Source organism: Planococcus sp. S3-L1 (assembly GCF_030063085.1).
Lineage (GTDB): Bacteria > Bacillota > Bacilli > Bacillales_A > Planococcaceae > Planococcus > Planococcus kocurii.
This window is the reverse complement of record NZ_JASISN010000002.1, coordinates 90661-106105: the sequence shown is the minus strand read 5'-3', so window position 1 is coordinate 106105 and position 15445 is coordinate 90661. Positions and strand designations below refer to the sequence as shown.

Below are 15445 nucleotides of genomic sequence, written 5' to 3'. Positions count from 1 at the left end.
GCAAATGCTCTTCGGTCCTTTCACACATTTCTTATAAAGCTGTACCGTGGCAATTTTTATACTTTTTGCCGCTGCCACATGGGCAAAGATCGTTACGGCCAACTTCCATTTGTTTACGGACAGGCGCCTTTTTCTTTGTCGGAGCTGGTCCATCTTCTTTCGGGTTAACGGCTTGACCTTTTGCAACTTCTTCACGCTGGAGGTTATTGCGAATTTCAGCTTTCATTGAGTACTTCGCAACGTCTTCTTCAATGGCTTCGACCATTGCCTCAAACATTGCAAATCCTTCGCTTTGGTATTCACGAAGTGGATCATTTTGTCCATACGCACGCAAGTGAATTCCTTGACGCAATTGATCCATTGCATCAATGTGGTCAATCCATTTTGTATCGATTGAGCGAAGCAAAACGACTTTCTCAAATTCACGCATCCGCTCAGGCGTCATTTCCACTTCTTTTTCATCGTAACGAACAGCTACAGCTTCTTTAATGAAAGTGATGAGCTCTTCTTGAGATTTGCCTTGAAGATCGGCTTCTGTCACCGTGTTTTCCGGAAGAAGATTCGCTGCAATCAATTCATTCAGTGATTTCAAGTGCCAGTCTTCTTGTTTTTCTTCTGCTGTATGCGTGTAGACCATACGTTCAATTGAACTATTGATCATGTTTTCAACTAGGGCACGCATATTTTCAGTTTCTAGCACTTCCATACGCTCTTTGTAGATAATTTCTCGTTGTTGACGAAGAACATCATCGTATTGAAGCAAGCGTTTTCGAGCGTCAAAGTTATTACCTTCTACTCGTTTTTGTGCGGATTCAACAGAACGTGTTACCATTTTCGATTGCAATGGTTGGGAATCGTCCATTCCTAATTTGCCCATCATCGCACGCATTGCGTCTGAACCGAAACGGCGCATCAAATCATCTTCAAGAGACAGATAAAATTGAGTAACACCCGGGTCACCTTGACGTCCTGAACGTCCACGCAACTGATTATCAATGCGGCGTGATTCGTGGCGTTCTGTACCGATAACTGCAAGTCCACCTGCTTCAATAACACCTTCTCCGAGCTTAATATCTGTTCCTCGACCTGCCATGTTAGTGGCAATTGTTACAGAACCTTTTTGACCAGCATTTAAAATTATTTCTGCTTCATGTGCATGATTTTTTGCATTCAACACAGAGTGCTTAATGCCTTTTTTCGTCAAATATTCCGAGATGATTTCTGACGTTTCAATGGCCACTGTTCCGACTAGAACTGGCTGACCTTTGGCATTACGTTCAGCAATATCATCCCCTACTGCTTTGTATTTACCGGCAGTCGTAGAATAAATCAAATCTACGTGATCTTCACGAATAATTGGCTTGTTGGTCGGAATGACAATAACGTACATATTGTAGATATTGCGGAATTCCTCTTCCTCAGTTTTCGCTGTACCCGTCATCCCAGACAATTTATCATACATACGGAAATAGTTCTGGAAGGTAATTGTGGCCATCGTCATCGATTCATTTTGAATCTCTAAACCTTCTTTGGCTTCTATCGCTTGGTGTAAGCCGTCAGAATAACGACGACCTTTCATTAAACGACCCGTAAATTGATCAACAATAACAACTTCTTCTTCTTGAACAATATAATCTACGTCTTTGTGCATGGTTACGTACGCCTTTAAAGATTGGTTAATCGTGTGATTTAAACGAACATGGCTAATGTCAAAAAGATTATCGATGCCGAATGCTTTTTCGACTTTTTCGATACCTTCTTCTGTTAACACAACGCCTTTTGTTGTTTCATCGTAGGTATAGTCTGTGTCTTTTGTTAACAAACGAGCAAAAGCGTTTGACTGCAAATACAATTGAGCCGCTTTGGCTGCCTGTCCTGAAATAATCAGCGGTGTACGTGCTTCATCGATTAAAATAGAATCGACTTCATCGATTACTGCATAATTTAGTGGACGTTGCACCATATCTTCTTTGTAAAGAACCATATTATCACGCAAATAATCAAAGCCCAATTCATTATTTGTACTGTATGTTACATCGGCCTGATACGCTGCTCGTTTTTCGTCTTTCGTCAAACTATTTAAGTTTAATCCGACAGACAATCCAAGCCATTCATATAACTCGCCCATCTCCAAAGCATCACGGCTAGCCAAATATTCGTTGACCGTTACGACGTGGACGCCTTTTTTACTAATAGCATTCAAGTAAACAGATAAGGTTGAAGTTAAGGTTTTACCTTCACCGGTTTTCATTTCTGAAATATTACCTTCATGTAACGAAACCGCACCCATAATCTGTACACGGAATGGATACAATCCGAGGACACGCTTGGATGCTTCACGAATTGTCGAAAATGCTTCTGGCAATAGGTCATTTAATGACTCACCTTTAGCATGACGCGCCATAAATTCTTCTGTTTTTGCTTTTAATGCTTCGTCAGTCAAAGCTGCAAAGTCTGAAGCTAGTGCTTCTACGCGATCTGCTACTTTTTCTAATCGTTTTAAATCCCGTTTATTCGGATCAAATACCTTATTTAATACTCCCAACATATCTATACCGCTCCTTGCGTAAGTGTCCGCCGATACTCAACATACCGGATGACTGCTTTAGCTTTTATCGTGCCCTAGTAAGCAATAATACACTTATCAAAATTATCATCAGTCTATTCAAAAAAAATCTCACTATTTATTTTAACACTGCGCAGAAAAGCGTGCAAATAATGGCGTTGTGTTCAAAGAACCAATTTGTGGAAATGCGGCAGATTACCAAGGAGTTGCTCCAAATAAACGTAAAACAAAAGCCTCTCGGTTTGAGAGGCTTTTGTGAGGTTATCAAATGGATAAAGCACCGTTTTTTATTGTGCAGAAGTTTCGATCAAGCCGTAACTTCCATCTTTTCGCTTGTAAACAATATTCGTATCATTAGATTCTGCGTCCGTGAAGACGAAGAAGTTATGTCCTAGCATATTCATCTGTAAAACCGCTTCTTCTTCATCCATCGGTTTCAACTCAAATTGCTTCGTGCGAACGATTGTGAAATCCTCGTCCTCTTCTTCCGTTTCGTTTTGGTGGCGTGTATCATTTTCAGCAACTGCAAATGACACGCCCATACCATCTCGATCACGGAACTTACGGTTTACTTTCGTTTTGTATTTACGGATTTGACGCTCTAATTTGCTAACAATCAAATCTATTGCTGCATACATATCGTCATGCCGCTCTTCAGCACGTAATGTTAAATTTTTCATAGGTATTGTAACTTCCACTTTTGTTTGGTTATGATTATACGATTTCAAGTTGACCATTGCGGTAGCATTTGCACCGTCTGTGAAATAACGTTCAATTTTTTCTACTTTCTTTTCAATGTGATCGCGTATTGCTGGAGTTACCTCGATATTTTCGCCTCTAATGTTGAATTGCAACATATTAACTCCTCCTTCTATTGTGCTATCTATACAATTCTACACATTCCCTTGTCTTCCCTTCTTAAAACCAAAAAAAGTTTTAAAAATTTTATTTCAGGTAAACTACAATACAAGGAGATGAAGCTCATGTTTAAGGAGAAGACTGTCATAGTCACAGGCGCAGCTGAAGGAATAGGCAATCATATTGCAGCGCATTTTGCCGCTGAAGGCGCACGCGTCATTGGATTGGATATCAAACCAGTCAAATTAAAGGATGTCGAATACCGAAAATGCGACATCGGAAATTTTGGTGAAGTTATATCTGTATTTAAAGAACTCCATGCAGACTACGGCGCCATCCACGCACTAATTAACAATGCTGGGCTGTCGACCTTTAAATCGATTTGGGAAGTAGACGAACAGGAGTGGGATCGAGTGATCGATACCAACTTAAAGAGTGTTTTCATTTGCAGTCGAGAAGCGGCTCGTTACATGACAGAAGACATTCGTTCAATTATCAATATGACTTCAACACGCGCTTTTATGTCCGAACCTCATACCGAAACTTATTCGGCATCAAAAGGTGGCATTTTCGCGTTGACCCATTCGCTGGCCGCTACGTTCAGTGAAAAAGGAATTCGCGTCAACTCGATAGCTCCAGGCTGGATTCACACTGGAGACCATACTGGAGACCATACTGACCTAAGAGATAGAGATCATCAGCAACATTGGAGCGGAAGAGTTGGAGAACCTGCAGACATTGCTCGCGCCTGTCTGTTTTTAAGTAACCCACAAAATTCATTCATTACGGGTGAATGCCTAAATATCGACGGCGGCATGACAAGAAAAATGATCTACGAGCACTAAAGAAAAGCGGAAGCGCCTGGTCAGCTCCGACAGGCATAAGACAGACCAGCAGTGTGGCGCTCTTTGCCTCGCAGCTGGGTTGACTTATGTCCCGAGGAGCTAGGTGCTGGAGTCTGGACACTAAGAAAAGCGGAAGCGCCTGGTCAGCTCTGACAGGCATAAGACAGACCAGCAGTGTGGCGCTCTTTGCCTCGCAGCTGGGTTGACTTATGTCCCGAGGAGCTAGGCGCTGGAGTCTGGACACTAAGAAAAGCGGAAGCGCCTAGTCAGCTCCGACAGGCATAAGGCAGACCAGCAGTGTGGCGCTCTTTGCCTCGCAGCTGGGTTGACTTATGTCCCGAGGAGCTAGGCGCTGGAGTCTGGACACTAAAGAAAAGCGGAAGCAGCCATCTAGATTCGACAGGCATAAATTATATTGAAAATTTTTCTGAATTAAAAAACCGGCAGCTGCCGGTTTTTTTAATTCATCTCTATTTCTTTCAACTCTCTAATTTCGTTTAAAATAAGCATTTCCTTTACTGTGTTGCGCTCAAAATCCGCACCATATAACCAGCCTTCTTCATATTTTTGTTTCCAGACAATCGTTGCATCTACTGTTATTGTTTCGTGATTTAAGATAAATTTCATACGCGCCTTTTTTTGTCTCGCCGCCAATTCTTCCTCAGTAAATAGTTTTGCTCCCTTAGGAGAAATATCAAGCAGTAGACAATAAACCTTCTGAGATAAGGCGTCCTTGTTGTTTGAATCCAGCAATTGTAAATAAATTTCTCGTGGTGTCCCGAATGTGTAGCGAAAGCTTTCTAAGCGTTTATAAAACATCGTGGTCACTCCCAAGTTTTTTGTTTTGAACGATGGTTATGCTCGAATTAGCGTCATCATCTTAATTTCCTTAGCACCTTTATCTTTTAAAACTTTAGCTGCTAAACGCATCGTACTTCCTGTTGTATACACATCGTCAAATAGCAATATTTTTTCAGGGACAGGTTTTCCATTCCACCAAAAGACATCTTGTAAAGCCATTCTCTCAAGCTTTGGTTTATCCCCTATACCTACTTCACTTTTCCCTAGAAGTTGTGTATATGGAATAGACGCCGCATCCAGCAATCGATCAACTTGAGAAAAAGTTCGGACTCTCAGTTTTGCTTCATTCATCGGTATCGGAACGATGACCGACGAATGATCACGCAGTTGTTCTTTCAAGAGCGTCGCAAAAACTTCGGATAATGCCACGTCTTGCAAAAATTTATATTGGTGCAAATATTCTTTCATAGCTGAATTATAGTGGTATAAGCTTTTCCCTGAGTCGATGATCCCCTTATATTCGGTCGTTTCCCATTCACAGCAATCCAAACATTTTCCTTCCACGCGGGCGCTGCATAGCGGACAACCTGCTACTGTTCGCTCAAAACTGTTTCGGCAGCGCTTGCAAATAACCTCTTCTAGTTCATTGAAAAAGATACTTCGCCAAGTTACTTGGAGCGGCATATGACTGTCACATAAATAACAATTCATTATCGTCCTCCATTGTAAGAAATAATGGTTTTTTTAGCTTGATCCATTTGTCGCACAATGCCGTTATGGAAAAATACGATTTCTCCATTTGGATAATCACTAGCTCTTCCAACTCTTCCTGCAATTTGGATCAATGCAGCGGCATCGAAAACTGATTGATCTGCACCTACCACTGCAACTTGGACATTTGGAATTGTTATTCCGCGTTCTAGAATCGTTGAAGTTAAGACACCAGGGATTTGTCTTTGACGCAGTTTCAAAACTTTTTCTTTTCTATCTACATCTTTTGAATGAACAGCCTCGATTGTTGGATGTATTTTTTGAAACAAAACAACCGCTTGTTCAATCAATTCAATTGTTGGGAAAAACAAGAGAAAAGGTTGTTTCTTTTCTATCTTTTCATCTACCCATACTTTTAACTTTCTAGGGATTTTTCCTTTCGCAAAATCTTTCTCGTATCCCCACAAAGACCGGAATTCCGGAACCGGTAGCGGGTAACCATGAAAACGCCGAAATAATTGCGATTTGTTATTGATGTGCTTAACCAACTGATCCGAAGGAGTTGCTGATACATAGACAATGGGTGCTTCTTTTTTCTTCGCTTTTAAAACAGCACGTTTCAACGCGGGATCATAAGAATAGGGAAACGCATCCGCTTCATCGACAATCAAGACGTCAAAAGCATTTTCGAATCGATACAGCTGATGCGTTGTTGCAATGACAAGCTGCGCAAATCCCGGTTCAACTGGAGAACCTCCATATAAACTATGAATAGTGGTTGTTGAGAATGCAGCGCGCAAGCGTGGGGTTAGCTCTAATACTACGTCTGTTCTTGGAGCCGCAATACAAACTCGCAGTCCCTTCTTTAAAGCATCGAAGATTGGTGCAAAAAGCAGTTCGGTTTTCCCAGCTCCACAGACAGCATAAATAAGATGATCATTTTTTTGTAAGAGACTTTGTTGTACTTCTTGTGAGGCTATTTCTTGTAGAGGAGTAAGTTTGCCCGTCCAATTTAATGAATGGTGCTGAGGAAGTTTTTGGGAAGGGAGTGCCCACGTAATCAACTCGGTACAAGAACTGATACGTCCCATCTTTAGACAGTTTCGGCAGTAATAGCAGATTTTCTGACACGCCTCACAAAAATATGGAATAATTTTGTGTATAGATTTTTCAAGGCATCTGATGCATTGTTTTTCTGCAGTAATACCCAAACGGACATTGACAAAACCACTTAATACCGCTTTATCCACTTGCTCTTTAGAGAAAGGACCAAAATCCCTAAGCCATATTCTACCAGTCAAAAATTCTTCTAATTGATCCATTTTCAACCACCTTTCGATAGAGAAAAAGTCTCAGTAGGATTATTTTTCTACCCAACCAAGACCCATTGCTCCTTCTCCTAAATGTGTGCCAATAACCGGTCCAAAACAGGAAATTTCAAAGTCTACTTGTGGACATTCAGTTTCTAGGTATTCTTGCCACCGTTGTGCATCTTCTAAACGATTTGCGTGAATCACAGTTGCTTGTAGTTTTTGCCCATTTTTACTTGCTTCTTTTAACAAGTCAACCATTCGATTCATCGCCTTTTTACGTGTCCGAATTTTTTCGAAAGGAACAATTACTTTGTTCTGGAAATGCAAAATAGGCTTGATTTGTAACATGCCACCAACTAAAGCTTGTGCACTAGACAATCTCCCACCGCGCTGAAGGTGCTTCAGATCTTCTGCCATGAAGTAAGCTCTTAACGTTTTCTTCATTTCATGTAATTCCACCAATATCGTTTGAGCATCTGCACCGTCTCTAGCCATCTCTGCCGCTTTCACAACATAAAATCCTTGAAGAGCACATGTAAGTTCCGAATCAAAAGAATAAACTTTTACGCCATCAACCATTTCTGCCGCTTGTTGCGAACCTGCGTGAGTTCCACTAATGCCACTTGATAAATGAATGGAAATAATTTCTTCATAATGGGATGATAGTTTGCTATATAGTTCAACAAATTCCCCTAAAGGTGGCTGCGACGTTTTTGGAAATTCGTCTCTGGCTTTCCGGTAAAATTCTTCCTCCGTCATTTCTGCTTCTTTAAATGATTCGTTTCCAAATGTTACTTCTAGCGAAACCATATGAATGTTGAGTTTTTCAAGTTTTTCTTTAGGTAAATAAGACGTACTATCTGTAACAACTGCCGTTTTCATTAATCAATCAGCCCCCCTCTGTTAGTTTATCAAAAAAGACATTAATAGATTAGACAAAATAAAAAAATTCCCGCAAAAAGCGGAAACTTTTTATTGATTGCCGACAAGGTGAACGCCGTTTACTTTCCACTCGCCGTCTTCTTTTTTAAATATGACAACTTGACGTGCCGATTGTTCAATCGCATCGTCCGAATTAGCATCCTTCATGTGAACATTTAGCGATGCAAAAACTTCGGCTCGATTCTCTTCATATTTTACGATTGTTTCATCACTTGTTTCATATTGACTATCGTAAGATTTAAAAGCTTGAACCAATGCCGCTTTGTCTTCCTCACGATTAAATCCGTCGGGTTTCTCTGCAATAGTTTCCATATATCGATCGATATCTTCCGCATTAAAAGCCGCGATATACTCATCATAAGCTGCTAAAAGTTCGCGTGCCGGTTCTTCTGGCACTTCAGCCGCTAGGATATTTCCTTCGTCATCTACCGTAAAGCCCACTTGTTCTTCTTTTTCCTCATCAATACCATGCTCGACTGCATTGTTCTCACTTGCTGCATTACCATCTTCAACTGTATTTTCATTGACAGAGGGTTCTTCAGAATCTGAACAGGCAGCGAGTGTCAAAATGAGACCAACTGCAATAATCATTTTTTTCATCATGCATTCCTCCTGCGCTTTATTTTGCCATAGGCAGATGGCGAATACAATGAAGAAACTGTGTCATCTGTCAAAACAGAATTTTTTTTAGTTTTACGATACACTAGTATGTACAAATAAAGGAGGAAACCATTTGGAAAAAAGAGATGCCAGACAAATTCTAGAACAAAAAATGAAAGAAACGCGCCCTCAATGGAGCCGTAAACAACCTGCTCGTCCTAAAAGATATAAATCAAGTATGCAAAAAGTCGAAAATTATATCGTTTTAGATTTTGAAACGACGGGCTTGCGTGCAGGAAGTGATAAAATCATTCAAATCGGTGCGGTCAGATACCTCAACCATGAGCGTAAAGACACGATGTACCTGATGATCAATCCCCAATGCTCCATCTCAAGCACGATTACTCGAATTACGGGCATTACAAACAAAGATGTACAAGATGCACCCGTAATTGAAGAAGTCGCTCATGAACTCATAGCATTTATCGATGGGTTGCCCATTATAGCCCATAATGCTCCTTTTGATATGGGCTTTCTTTACGCCTTGGAAGAAATCACGCCGATTCCAGAATATACGGTAATCGATACAGTCAAATTAGCCAGAAGAGCCATTACTCAGACACCTAACCATAAACTAACGACATTAACAGCTTTTTTAAAACTCGAACACGATGCCCACGATGCCTTAGGCGACTGCTTAGCGACCGCGGCCATCTACCAATACTGCTATGACCGAATCTGAAGAAAAACACCAGTAGACAACAAAAAGTCCTTTAATTCATCCACAAAGTAAAAGACGGTGCATCTGCATTTAAGCAGATGCACCGTCTTCTCTATTATCTTACTTCAACCCAACCATTTTTAATGGCGGTCACAACTGCTTGTGTCCGGTCATTTACCTGCATTTTTTGTAAAATACTTGATACGTGATTTTTAACTGTTTTTTCAGAGATAAACAAAGTTTCTCCGATGACACGATTGCTTTGACCATCTGTCAACAATTGCAGAACTTCACTTTCGCGTTTTGTCAAAAGATGATAAGGACGGCGAATTTCCGTTTGATGGAAAGAGCCTTTGTTTTCACGTTCGCTTAAGCGACGGAATTCCATTACTAAATTGCGTGTAACTTTAGGGTGTAAATAAGACCCGCCTTTTGCTACCACTTTGATCGCTTGAATAATTGCATCTGCATCCATTTCTTTAAGCATGTATCCCAAAGCACCGGTTTTTAATGCGTGCGTCACATAGGATTCATCATCGTGGATAGACAGCATAATAACTTTTGCATCAGGAAATTGCTCAATCAATTCACCTGTAGCTTCTACACCATTTTTTTGCGGCATATTGATATCCATCAATACAACGTCCGGTCTATTTTCTTCATACAATTTGACAACTTCGGTGCCGTCCCCGCCTTCAGCAACAACTTCGAACGAACTTTCAAAATCCAGAATTCTTTTTACACCTTCACGGAATAATTGATGATCATCAATAATAATAATTTTTGTCATTATGTCGTCCTCCTCGAATACCCTATCTTACTTACCCTTTTTAAAAGGAATGTGAAACATTAAGACCGTACCGTTCCCAGGTGAGGAATTGATAAAAAAGTCTCCTTCGACTAATTCTATCCTTTCTCTCATGCCTGCTAACCCAAATGACTGGTTCTTTACAATTCCTTGATCAAAACCAGTGCCGTTATCTGTTACCATAATTTTTACTTGCTCACTTAACCATTCCATCTCTACGGTGATTACATTCGATTTCCCATGACGGATTGCGTTTGAAATCCCCTCTTGAACAAGACGGAAAATAGCAGTTTCGTAGTTGTTAGGCAATCGTTCTTCTTTGCCCTTGGATAAAAACTTCAATTTAATGCCCTTATTATACTCTTCAATAGTATCAATGTACTTTTTTAAAGTCGGTACTAGACCGAGATCATCAAGCGTCATCGGACGCAAGTCATAAATGATCCTTCTTACTTCAGTAAGTGCCTGTCTAACCATTTCCTTCAATGAAGTAATTTCCTGAAAAGCCGGTTCAGGACCTTTTTCACGATAGGTTCTTTCAATTAAGTCTGAGCGAAGCAGCACATTCGCCATCATTTGAGCAGGCCCGTCATGAATTTCTCTTGATAAACGCTTTCGTTCTTCCTCTTGTGCTTCAATGATTCGAAAGCTATAATCTTGACTTGACTTGCTCTTATCGATGGCTTCATCGACATTTTTAAAGTCTGACACTAAATAACTGCTAGCAATATTTATTTGATTGACTAGGCTTTCAGTTCGCTCAATTGTTTGAAGCAAAGTTTGAAGCCGTCGCTGTAACTTATCTCGCTTTTGCCGACACTTTTTCTCTTCGCTACGATTAGAGGATAATTGTACTTGAAGCTCGTTTGCTTGTTGATACACTTGACGAACCTGACTTTCAGTGAAAGAATCAAAAAACTGAGATACTTCCGCTAATCGCCTCCGGGCAGTACGTGTTTTTTCTTCTAAAAGATCTCCGGTTTCAATGACCGTTGTAATATCCATCCGGACCTCTTCCAGCTCGTCTTTCATCACTTCATAACTTTGGCGACTTTCTTCACTAATGGCGAAAATATCCTGCTTCGCCTGTTCCATTCCATCTAACATTGTATTAAAAATAGAATCAGGTGCTTTTCCACCGATTTTCTTTGCCATTTTAAAACCGCCTTAGCTATACTGACTGTATCTAGGTATTGTTCTTGCTTCTTTATACCTTGTCGGTTGTAATAAGTATATCACTATATACGTAAGACTATGTTAAATATACGTTACAAATTATCTGATTTCATTTTACAACAGGAGGAATCAAATTGCGAGAAAATTACACAACTGTAGGCGATACTGCCAACGCAGAAATACTTATCCAAAAATCTAGGTTTATTGGGCATGCTGCACGCGCAGAAAATGAACAGCAAGCTATTACATTTATCGAATCGATTAAATCGCTTCACCGAACTGCCACTCATAACTGTTCTGCCTATCTTATTGGAGAACATGGCTCTATCCAAAAAGCAAACGATGACGGTGAACCAAGCGGTACTGCTGGATTTCCGATGCTCGAAGTGTTAAAAAAACAAGGTTTACAAGACACTGTGGTTGTTGTCACCCGTTATTATGGTGGCATTAAGCTAGGTAGTGGTGGATTGATACGTGCTTACGGAAAATCCACATCAGCTGCACTCTCAGCTGCTGGTATCGTAGAAAGGAAGCTTCATTACTTAATGAAAACTTCCATTGATTATACATGGCTTGGCAAACTAGAAAACGAAATTCGCCAATCTCCATTTCCACTAAATCACATAGAATATATGGAATCTGTTGATCTTTATATTCATGTCCCCATTGAAAAAGAAAAAGAGTTTATGGACTGGATAAATGAACTGACAAATGGACAAGCTCATATCAGTATTACAGACAGCCAATTTCTTGAATTCCCAGCACCTTAAATTCTTTTCATTTACGCATCTCAAAAATCACTGTATACTGTCAAAAGCATAGAAAAATGAAACAGACTTTTAAAAAAATTAATACGTTTTCATTAAAAGATTGGATTGATCCGTATCAACTACTCGGTTAGCCCATAATTCATAGAGGAGCAATAGAGATGAACCGAAAAATTTATCGGAAAACGAAAGTAGACAAAAAAAGAACGATTATCAAAATAATCGTTACTTTAGCTGTCTCGCTACTTATCTGTGTCTCTGCTTACGGCATTTACTTAATTAAGCAAGCTGAATCTGCAGTGGATACCGCTTATGAACCTGTCGGTAATATAAATGAAGATGTTGAACCGCTTACAGATAACATTTCCATCTTATTTATCGGAGTCGACGACAGTGAACAGCGCAATCAAAGTGATGGCAATATCCGCTCAGATGCACTCGTACTGGCTACGTTAAACAATGCAGACAAATCCATCAAGTTGGTTAGTATTCCTCGAGACACTTACACATTTATACCGGATGCTGGAAAAGAAGATAAAATCACACATGCCTATGCTTTAAACGGACCAAGTTCTACTATTGAAAGCGTAGAAGAATTATTAGATGTACCAGTCGATTATTATCTCCGTATGAATTTTGATGCTTTTATCGAAGTAGTTGATGCACTCGGCGGCATCAAAGTGGAAGTTCCCTATGATATTACGGAACAAGATGAAAATGATTCAAAGAATGCGATTGAACTAAAAGAGGGAATTCAATTTCTCGACGGCAGCGAAGCACTTGCTCTTGCTAGAACTCGTCATTACGACAATGATATTGAACGTGGAAAACGCCAACAAATGATTTTAGAATCCATTATGGACCGCGCTTTATCAGCCGGATCTATTACTAAATATGGAGATGTCTTTGAGGCAGTTGGAGATAATATGAAAACAGATTTAAGTTTCCAAAACATGCGTGCATTGTTCGAATATGCCAAAGATGGCAAACCGGATGTTGAAACGATGACACTTGATGGCTATGATGACATGTCAACCGGCATTTATTATTGGCAGTTAGAACAAGAGTCCTTATTAGAAATTCAAGACGTATTGCAAAGCCATTTGGGATTGAAACCGGATACGTCTAATTTAACTGATATGGGCACTAATCGAGAAATTGCTGATTACCCACCTGAAGAAAACGAAACACCACAGTGAAAACTGCGGTGTTTTTTTATTGAATCGAACTAGTTAATAACTGAGAAAACCTTTTTCCACAAAAAAAAATTGAACCAAAAGCGATAAGCTTCGAGTTCAATCTCTTTATTTCCCAATCAGACGCACTAAATTTAATAATGGACGGTAATTTTTCCCTGCCAAACCAACTACCTCTACAAAAAGCTCTATAGCGAGCAGCATAATACTAATTAGCAAAATGCCTCCCCACAATGTAGCTTGCGAAAACAAGAGTGCTGCAAGACCAAACAAAGCGGCAATTCCATAGATGATTAAAACAGTTTGACTATGCGAAAATCCGATATTTAACAGGCAATGGTGAAGGTGAGATTTATCCGCTTCTGATATTGATTTTTTCTCACGAACTCGACGAACGATAGCGAAAAACGTATCTGAAATTGGAACACCCAACATAATAATAGGAATGATCAATGCGACAACTGTGACGTTTTTAAAGCCCATCAATGCTAGGACTGAAATCATAAATCCTAGAAACAATGCACCCGTGTCCCCCATAAATATTTTGGCAGGATGAAAATTATAAACCAAAAATCCTGAAGTGCTGGCGGCTAGCAAAGCAGCCATTGACATCACATAAACGTCGCCCATAATAAACGCCATGGCTGCTAAAGTTAATAAGGCAACCGTTGATACCCCAGCAGCCAATCCATCAAGCCCATCAATTAAATTAATTGCATTGGTAATTCCAACAATCCATAGAACAGTCAGTGGAATACTAAAGTAGCCAAAATCCAATACTCCACCAAATGGCAGATTAATAAAAGAAATTTCGAGCCCCCCACCAATTACGACGATTCCAGCGGCAACCAATTGCCCAACTAATTTTGCTTTGGCACTGATTTCGTACATATCATCCAGTACCCCTGTAATGATAATCAATAAAGCACCTATAATAATCGCTGTTTCAATGGGAATAAATGAAGCTTCAATAGCATTTGAAATTGGATCTTGAGGCTTAAATATAAAATACGCAATTAAAAACGAACCAAAAATGGCTAATCCGCCTAATCGCGGCATAATTCTCGCATGAACTTTTCGATAATTCGGTTTGTCAACTGCCCCTACACGAAAGGCAATGCGTTTGACAATTGGAGTTAGCACAATCGAAGCGATAAATGCCAAGGCCATCATGAGGTATAGCATATCTTTCCTCCTTAAAGTATCTTCTATACATATCCAATTGGTATTATAACATGCCACAGCAATAAAAGAATAAAAACATACTTGTCTTTAAGCTTTTCAAGCTTCTTTCTTCCTTACAAGTGGGACGTATTTTTACTCAGAAAGTTTCCACACTCTTGTTCAACTGATAATTTCGTTAATCAGGCATTCTTATTTCGCTGCCTACTAATAACTTTTTCTTTTTCTTTGCTTATTTCCACTTTCAAACTTAAAATTTCTTTTTTGCCACTCCATTCAAGTACGTCGATTGGAGAGTATGAAATACAAGTCCTGCTCTTTTCGCCTTGTCATTATCTACACGTATGAAACCCTCTGGAAATTCACTCGAACCATCTTAATTTCGGAAAAATCGAGGATTACTTTTTTCTCGATTAAACAAAACTACTTCATGCCCTTTATCCAATAGTTTCTCTATCATATGTCGCCCTACAAAAGAAGTGCCTCCAAGGACTAATACCATCATTTTCTCACTCCTTTATAAGTAATTTTACTTACTTTTTTCTTAATAGTATGATATATTGAATGGAATATAAAGAATTTTCTATTATTTTATTAGGGGTGTAAACCAGATGGATGACACGCTTCAAATCTACTCACTGAAAAAGGTGTGGACACATTCAGATGAAGCTGCTGTATTGAAAATGGATTACCAGCGCCGCGCAGATCTCGCAAAAGTTATCAACTGCGAAGGACTACTTGTTGACTTGTCTATGGATCAACACCCAGAAGTGAGATTTAGTGTTGCTATAAACGCCAATACCCCTCTTCAAACGTTGAAAAGGCTGAGTAAAGAAGATTTATGCATTACTGTTAAAGATACCGCTAAACAAACTTTGTTAAACCTTAAACTTCCAACAGATTGTCCGCTTTGATGTTTAACTTGTTTAATAGAAGGTTATTAGTAGTAGTAAGTTAAA

General features: G+C 39.6%; 15 protein-coding genes and 1 pseudogene. 5 read left to right on the top strand and 11 right to left on the bottom strand.

All coding sequences use genetic code 11. From position 1 onward, the window contains the following. Positions 1-31: 31 nt before the first annotated feature. Both secA and hpf read right to left on the bottom strand, forming a co-directional pair. Positions 32-2548 (bottom strand): preprotein translocase subunit SecA, encoded by a 2517-nt coding sequence (gene secA, locus QMF37_RS02620; RefSeq protein ID WP_283476404.1) that lies wholly within the window; start codon positions 2546-2548, stop codon positions 32-34. 305 nt (positions 2549-2853) lie between these two features. Beyond that, positions 2854-3423, bottom strand: a complete 570-nt coding sequence (gene hpf, locus QMF37_RS02615; RefSeq protein WP_058384706.1) for a ribosome hibernation-promoting factor, HPF/YfiA family — start codon at positions 3421-3423, stop codon at positions 2854-2856. Positions 3424-3549: 126 nt separating this feature from the next. Here hpf and QMF37_RS02610 point away from each other — a divergent pair, with 126 nt between their 5' ends. Further along, positions 3550-4269, top strand: a complete 720-nt coding sequence (locus QMF37_RS02610; protein WP_283476402.1) for an SDR family NAD(P)-dependent oxidoreductase — start codon at positions 3550-3552, stop codon at positions 4267-4269. Positions 4270-4728: 459 nt separating this feature from the next. Here QMF37_RS02610 and QMF37_RS02605 read toward each other — a convergent pair whose 3' ends face one another. The 5 genes from QMF37_RS02605 to QMF37_RS02585 all read right to left on the bottom strand — a co-directional run bounded on the left by QMF37_RS02605 (position 4729) and on the right by QMF37_RS02585 (position 8636). Continuing rightward, a complete protein-coding gene (locus tag QMF37_RS02605) occupies positions 4729-5088 on the bottom strand; it encodes a PilZ domain-containing protein (RefSeq protein ID WP_283476400.1) in 360 nt (119 codons plus the stop codon). A gap of 36 nt (positions 5089-5124) precedes the next feature. Next, positions 5125-5781, bottom strand: a complete 657-nt coding sequence (locus QMF37_RS02600) for a ComF family protein (protein WP_283476398.1) — start codon at positions 5779-5781, stop codon at positions 5125-5127. Then, a complete protein-coding gene (locus QMF37_RS02595) occupies positions 5781-7103 on the bottom strand; it encodes an ATP-dependent helicase ComFA (protein WP_283476396.1) in 1323 nt (440 codons plus the stop codon). Before QMF37_RS02595 ends, QMF37_RS02600 begins: the two co-directional genes overlap by 1 nt. A 39-nt stretch (positions 7104-7142) precedes the next feature. After that, positions 7143-7976: a DegV family protein gene (locus QMF37_RS02590; RefSeq protein ID WP_078080609.1), complete on the bottom strand. Its 834-nt coding sequence runs from the start codon at positions 7974-7976 to the stop codon at positions 7143-7145. Between the two features lie 90 nt (positions 7977-8066). Continuing rightward, a complete protein-coding gene (locus QMF37_RS02585) occupies positions 8067-8636 on the bottom strand; it encodes a DUF4440 domain-containing protein (RefSeq protein WP_078080610.1) in 570 nt (189 codons plus the stop codon). A 133-nt stretch (positions 8637-8769) separates the two neighbouring features. On the opposite strand from QMF37_RS02585, the gene QMF37_RS02580 reads away from it, so the two are divergent. Next, on the top strand, positions 8770-9378 hold the full coding sequence (locus QMF37_RS02580) for a 3'-5' exonuclease (RefSeq protein ID WP_058384700.1): 609 nt from the start codon (positions 8770-8772) through the stop codon (positions 9376-9378). A 94-nt stretch (positions 9379-9472) separates the two neighbouring features. On the opposite strand, the gene QMF37_RS02575 is transcribed toward QMF37_RS02580, so the two are convergent. Further along, on the bottom strand, positions 9473-10147 hold the full coding sequence (locus tag QMF37_RS02575) for a response regulator transcription factor (protein WP_058384699.1): 675 nt from the start codon (positions 10145-10147) through the stop codon (positions 9473-9475). 27 nt (positions 10148-10174) lie between these two features. Next, entirely contained in the window at positions 10175-11320 is a 1146-nt protein-coding gene (locus QMF37_RS02570) for a sensor histidine kinase (RefSeq protein ID WP_283476392.1), read from the bottom strand. A gap of 155 nt (positions 11321-11475) precedes the next feature. On the opposite strand from QMF37_RS02570, the gene QMF37_RS02565 reads away from it, so the two are divergent. Beyond that, a complete protein-coding gene (locus QMF37_RS02565) occupies positions 11476-12111 on the top strand; it encodes a YigZ family protein (protein ID WP_283476391.1) in 636 nt (211 codons plus the stop codon). A 158-nt stretch (positions 12112-12269) separates the two neighbouring features. After that, a complete protein-coding gene (locus QMF37_RS02560; RefSeq protein WP_071153826.1) occupies positions 12270-13307 on the top strand; it encodes an LCP family protein in 1038 nt (345 codons plus the stop codon). Positions 13308-13412: 105 nt separating this feature from the next. Here QMF37_RS02560 and QMF37_RS02555 read toward each other — a convergent pair whose 3' ends face one another. Both QMF37_RS02555 and QMF37_RS02550 read right to left on the bottom strand, forming a co-directional pair. Then, positions 13413-14489, bottom strand: coding sequence for a glycosyltransferase family 4 protein (locus QMF37_RS02555; RefSeq protein WP_058384695.1), 1077 nt, complete (start codon positions 14487-14489; stop codon positions 13413-13415). Between the two features lie 382 nt (positions 14490-14871). Then, positions 14872-14991, bottom strand: a pseudogene (locus QMF37_RS02550) (NAD-dependent epimerase/dehydratase family protein); the annotation flags it as partial. A 106-nt stretch (positions 14992-15097) separates the two neighbouring features. Between QMF37_RS02550 and QMF37_RS02545 the strand changes: the two are divergent. Further along, entirely contained in the window at positions 15098-15400 is a 303-nt protein-coding gene (locus QMF37_RS02545) for a hypothetical protein (protein ID WP_058384694.1), read from the top strand. Positions 15401-15445 lie beyond the last annotated feature (45 nt).

What these genes read in the sequence shown, in the direction of transcription:
- secA (WP_283476404.1), bottom strand. Translation starts at nt 2,548, where the DNA reads ATGTTGGGAGTATTAAATAAGGTATTTGATCCGAATAAACGGGATTTA.
- hpf (WP_058384706.1), bottom strand. Translation starts at nt 3,423, where the DNA reads ATGTTGCAATTCAACATTAGAGGCGAAAATATCGAGGTAACTCCAGCA.
- QMF37_RS02610 (WP_283476402.1), top strand. Translation starts at nt 3,550, where the DNA reads ATGTTTAAGGAGAAGACTGTCATAGTCACAGGCGCAGCTGAAGGAATA.
- QMF37_RS02605 (WP_283476400.1), bottom strand. Translation starts at nt 5,088, where the DNA reads ATGTTTTATAAACGCTTAGAAAGCTTTCGCTACACATTCGGGACACCA.
- QMF37_RS02600 (WP_283476398.1), bottom strand. Translation starts at nt 5,781, where the DNA reads ATGAATTGTTATTTATGTGACAGTCATATGCCGCTCCAAGTAACTTGG.
- QMF37_RS02595 (WP_283476396.1), bottom strand. Translation starts at nt 7,103, where the DNA reads ATGGATCAATTAGAAGAATTTTTGACTGGTAGAATATGGCTTAGGGAT.
- QMF37_RS02590 (WP_078080609.1), bottom strand. Translation starts at nt 7,976, where the DNA reads ATGAAAACGGCAGTTGTTACAGATAGTACGTCTTATTTACCTAAAGAA.
- QMF37_RS02585 (WP_078080610.1), bottom strand. Translation starts at nt 8,636, where the DNA reads ATGAAAAAAATGATTATTGCAGTTGGTCTCATTTTGACACTCGCTGCC.
- QMF37_RS02575 (WP_058384699.1), bottom strand. Translation starts at nt 10,147, where the DNA reads ATGACAAAAATTATTATTATTGATGATCATCAATTATTCCGTGAAGGT.
- QMF37_RS02570 (WP_283476392.1), bottom strand. Translation starts at nt 11,320, where the DNA reads ATGGCAAAGAAAATCGGTGGAAAAGCACCTGATTCTATTTTTAATACA.
- QMF37_RS02560 (WP_071153826.1), top strand. Translation starts at nt 12,270, where the DNA reads ATGAACCGAAAAATTTATCGGAAAACGAAAGTAGACAAAAAAAGAACG.
- QMF37_RS02555 (WP_058384695.1), bottom strand. Translation starts at nt 14,489, where the DNA reads ATGCTATACCTCATGATGGCCTTGGCATTTATCGCTTCGATTGTGCTA.
- QMF37_RS02545 (WP_058384694.1), top strand. Translation starts at nt 15,098, where the DNA reads ATGGATGACACGCTTCAAATCTACTCACTGAAAAAGGTGTGGACACAT.